This window comes from Methylocystis silviterrae, from assembly GCF_013350005.1.
Classification (GTDB): domain Bacteria; phylum Pseudomonadota; class Alphaproteobacteria; order Rhizobiales; family Beijerinckiaceae; genus Methylocystis; species Methylocystis silviterrae.
The window spans coordinates 3002-6678 of sequence record NZ_JABVWW010000041.1; the positions used below are offsets into that span (position 1 = coordinate 3002).

The 3677-nt window shown below is 61.6% G+C and carries 3 protein-coding genes and 1 pseudogene; all 4 read right to left on the reverse strand.

Features of this window, described 5'->3' with window-relative positions; translation table 11 throughout:
- Positions 1–619: pseudogene (locus HUN39_RS18655) on the reverse strand (type IV secretion system protein VirB10); the annotation flags it as partial.
- 16 nt (positions 620–635) lie between these two features.
- Positions 636–1484 (reverse strand): P-type conjugative transfer protein VirB9, encoded by an 849-nt coding sequence (gene virB9, locus HUN39_RS18660; RefSeq protein WP_232366220.1) that lies wholly within the window; start codon positions 1482–1484, stop codon positions 636–638.
- Positions 1481–2272 (reverse strand): virB8 family protein, encoded by a 792-nt coding sequence (locus HUN39_RS18665; RefSeq protein ID WP_175095933.1) that lies wholly within the window; start codon positions 2270–2272, stop codon positions 1481–1483. Before HUN39_RS18665 ends, virB9 begins: the two co-directional genes overlap by 4 nt.
- Before the next feature lie 5 nt (positions 2273–2277).
- The gene (locus tag HUN39_RS18670; RefSeq protein WP_175095934.1) at positions 2278–3372 is read right to left on the reverse strand and encodes a type IV secretion system protein; all 1095 of its coding nucleotides are present in this window, start codon (positions 3370–3372) and stop codon (positions 2278–2280) included.
- Between the last annotated feature and the right edge of the window lie 305 nt (positions 3373–3677).

Below are 3677 nucleotides of genomic sequence, written 5' to 3' on the forward strand. Positions count from 1 at the left end.
TCAGATCAGACTGGATCGCGGTCTCCAGCGTCGCCCGGATCATGTAGCCTTGCGGGACAAGGGCATCAGGCCGCCTGACCTCTTCCGCGTAAGCCTTCGTCACCTGATGCTCGGAATTCGCAAGAAATCGCCGATGCGGATCTTCCTCCTTGTCTTCGGCCGTCAGTTTTGACGGATCGCCATTCGTGAGGCCTTCCTTGTCGCTGACGATCAGCATCGGCGAGCGCAGACGCGCCTGTATTTTCGCTTCCGTCTCCTTGCGCAGCCGTTCCAGTTCGGCGAGGCGCTTCGCTTCGCTATCGTCGAAAGGTTCGGCCTTCGGCGCGGGCGGTGGATCATTCACAACGACCGGCGGCGGGATCACGAATTTGTTTTGAGGCGGCGCGGGCGCCGGCGTCGCGTTGAAGCCGAGCCCCGGCTGCAACCTCGCCGTCGCGAATATTTCTTCGGCGACGTTTTGCGGCCGGTTCTGCTTGCGCGCGGACGCATACCAGAACAGGCCGAGGACAAGCACGGCGAGGGCGAAGAAAAGCGCGCCCAGCGCCATCCCCGGATTGGACGACTGGCGCGTGATGGTTTCGCCTGCGAGGCGTCCCTCCTCATCGAAATCCGCAGCCATGTCGGTTTCCCTCCGTCTATTGCGCCGATGACGCGGCCTGGGCCGGCGCCAAAATCTGCGTCCAGAACGGTTGCGGCGCGTGTTCGGATTGATATTGCGGCTGCACGTCGGCTTCCTGCGTGACCGGCGCCGGCATGGACTCGGCGCGCAGATTGAACACGCAGGCCGTCTCGTCGCCCTTACGCATGGTGAATTGCCCGGCGACTTTATCGACCACGATAATCTCGCCTTCGCGGCGGTAATTGACGAGCGTTTCGCTGCGATCGGGTTTCACGAGGAAGATCGCCGGGACCTCTCCGCCGAACCGGAAATAGGTCTTGATCCCGTCGTCAAAGACAAAATCGGGCTTTGCCGTCACCTGGCCTTTGTAACTGTAATCGAAATTCGTGCCAGGCCGCGACATGAGCGCGCGATAATTGGGCATCGCGGCCTTCGCTTTCGCGAGCGCCAAGAGACGCTGATCCTCTTCGACATCGGGATAGGTGAAGCGAACCTTGAACACCACCGACGCCCGATTATCGACAGCCCGCAGGAGAAAATTGTAAATGCGCTTGCGCGTCACGACGTTCATATTGGTGACGGCGTGGGGTTCGAGCGGCTTGATGAAGAGAAAGCGCTTCGATTGGTCGGGCACAGCCTGCCATCCGACGGAATCGCCGATCGCGACGGTTTCGATACGTTCATCGTCGCCGAACGCGACCATCGTCGAGACGCCGAGCGCCCCATGCACCACGACAACATTATCGCGTTGAAAGGGCACGGTTCGAATGCGCGAGTCCTGAATGACCGCGCGCGGCGCCTGTTCGGCAAGCGCGGGCGCGGTGGCCAACACAGACATCGCCAGGAGGAGGGAGATCATTCTCATGGCGTAGGCGCTCCCGTCGGCGGCGCAACAGGCGGCGATTCAACCGGGGCCACGCCGACGATTGGCGCGACGGTCTCCTGGTCCTTCCGATATTCGATCACCTGAAAGCCGAGCGGATTGTCCCACCGCCATTCGTTCTTCATCGGCTCCGCGGTGTAGCGAAAGCGGACATTCGCGGCCCAGTGCTCCTCGACCCGCTCGCGATCGCTTGTGCGAACGGAGGTAAAGCGCACGGCCGCCGTCGCTGGCGATTTGGGGTTCTCCATCCACCCTTGCGACAGGAAATTCACGCTATGAACGATGACGCGGATGCGGCCGTTGATCCCGTAGAGCTTGACCGGGTTATGAAGATTGTTCGGCGAGAAGGCTTCCTGCAGATCCTTGCTGGCTTGTCCGGCTGAGAGCAGCGACGCCAGCTCGAAATTGTCCCGTAGGGCGGGCGGATCATAGGTTTCGCGGGCGCGAATGTAGCGAACGATATTGGCTTGCGTGACCGCTTCGCGCTGCGAAATCGGCCCGCCTTCTTCCAAAGGTTTGGCGACCTCGACGAAGCCTGTCGCCTTGTCGACGAGCAAGGTCACGACTTCGGTCGATTTGAGCGGGACCAGCGACAGCAGGGTCAGCAGCCCGATCGCAAGGCAGATAAGCGCCGCGACCGCGACGACGCGCCAGACATTTCTTGAAATCTCGAGACGCCGGTAAATATCCCGCTCCCAGCGCGCGCCGTCGTGAAAGTAGGACTCGTTCACGAGGGGCTGGTCGACCCCCTTTCCCGCCTCGATTTGCATCTGCCTCAGCCTTCAAGATTTCGGGCGCGCGCTTGCGCGACGCGGGCTTCGATCAGCGCGCCCGCCACTTGCTCGGCGCGTGGATCGGCGGAAAAGTCGCGACTGCCCGCTCCGGGCGAAATCGTCGCCGCCCCTTGGGTTATGGTTGCATGTGGGGGCGGGAGCGCGGGCGGCTCCGACCGCGCGCCGCCGCCATTTCGCCAGCCTCGCGCGATACGCCAATACGCATAATCTCTCACGCCGCGCATAGCGGTCCCGGGCAAGGCGTTGTGCAACGCATGTCCGCCGGCGATCGACGCGGCGATCGACAGGGAGAGCGGCAAGATGAACGATCCCACAAGGCACAAAATCAGAAACGGCGCGATGACCGTCAGACCTGAACTCACGTCTGTGATCCCGCTGAGATTGTTGACCGTCGCCGTCATCAGCGTGAGCAGAAAGCCGAGAACGCCATAGACAATCGCGGGAACGATTGCGTATTGGGCGCAGGTCCGCAGCCACCCGGAAAAGAGAGCCGACGAGAACTCGAATAGCGCCATTGCGATAAAGAGCGGCGCGAGCCCGAGCAGAATGAAGAGCGCAATCTTGCCGACCAAAACGTAGGTGATCGCGAGCGCCACGAAAATCACTGTGAGCAGAACCAGGACAATCGCCATTAGCGAAAGTCCGATTGCGGCTCCCCATCCGCCGGAAGCGGCGATCACCTTTGCCGCTTGCATCGCGGTCGAAAACAAATTCGAGAGCTGGGCCGCGACGGTCGTTTCCGGCGCGCCGCACGACGTGCCTCCCGTTCCCGTGCAAATGGCCGTCGCGATTCCGTTCGCCGTCTTCGTAAACACCTCGACGACGAGCACCGAAAAATCGCTCCAGTAAAAGCCAACGGCGTAAATCAGGCCGATCCGAAAGATTCGCCACAGAAACGCGCCCGCTGTCAGCGGCGCGCGGCCGTAGACCATTTCATAGCCCCAATATGCGATGTAAGCCGTCAAAGCGACGGTGAAGACGGGAAGCAGCTCGGTCGCGATCGAATCGTAGATCACTTCAATGGCGCTAACCGCGATCGTGTCGACCCTCTGAAAGAGCTGCGTCACCATATCCATGGTGGCGCGGCCTCAGCGATTGACAGGGCGCATCGGCCCGCAATCGTCGGCATAGGCGGCGCCGAACGTCATCCTGCTATCGCGTGTGCAGGGCGCAATCAAATCCCTGTGCGCGCAGGACGAAAGTGCAACCGTCCCGACCGCCAGGGCGGCGACAAGCGCCGATCTTATCCACCATCGCCGCATTCGCCTGCCCTTTCTCACTGCCCGACCAGCGTCGCCTTTGACGCATCGAACGACATCATGTTCGAGAGTTTCGACTGCGCCGCCAGATCCTGCTGTTGCTGCGCATTGAGCGACGCGTT

What these genes read in the sequence shown, in the direction of transcription:
- virB9 (WP_232366220.1), bottom strand. Translation starts at nt 1,484, where the DNA reads ATGAGAATGATCTCCCTCCTCCTGGCGATGTCTGTGTTGGCCACCGCG.
- HUN39_RS18665 (WP_175095933.1), bottom strand. Translation starts at nt 2,272, where the DNA reads ATGCAAATCGAGGCGGGAAAGGGGGTCGACCAGCCCCTCGTGAACGAG.
- HUN39_RS18670 (WP_175095934.1), bottom strand. Translation starts at nt 3,372, where the DNA reads ATGGATATGGTGACGCAGCTCTTTCAGAGGGTCGACACGATCGCGGTT.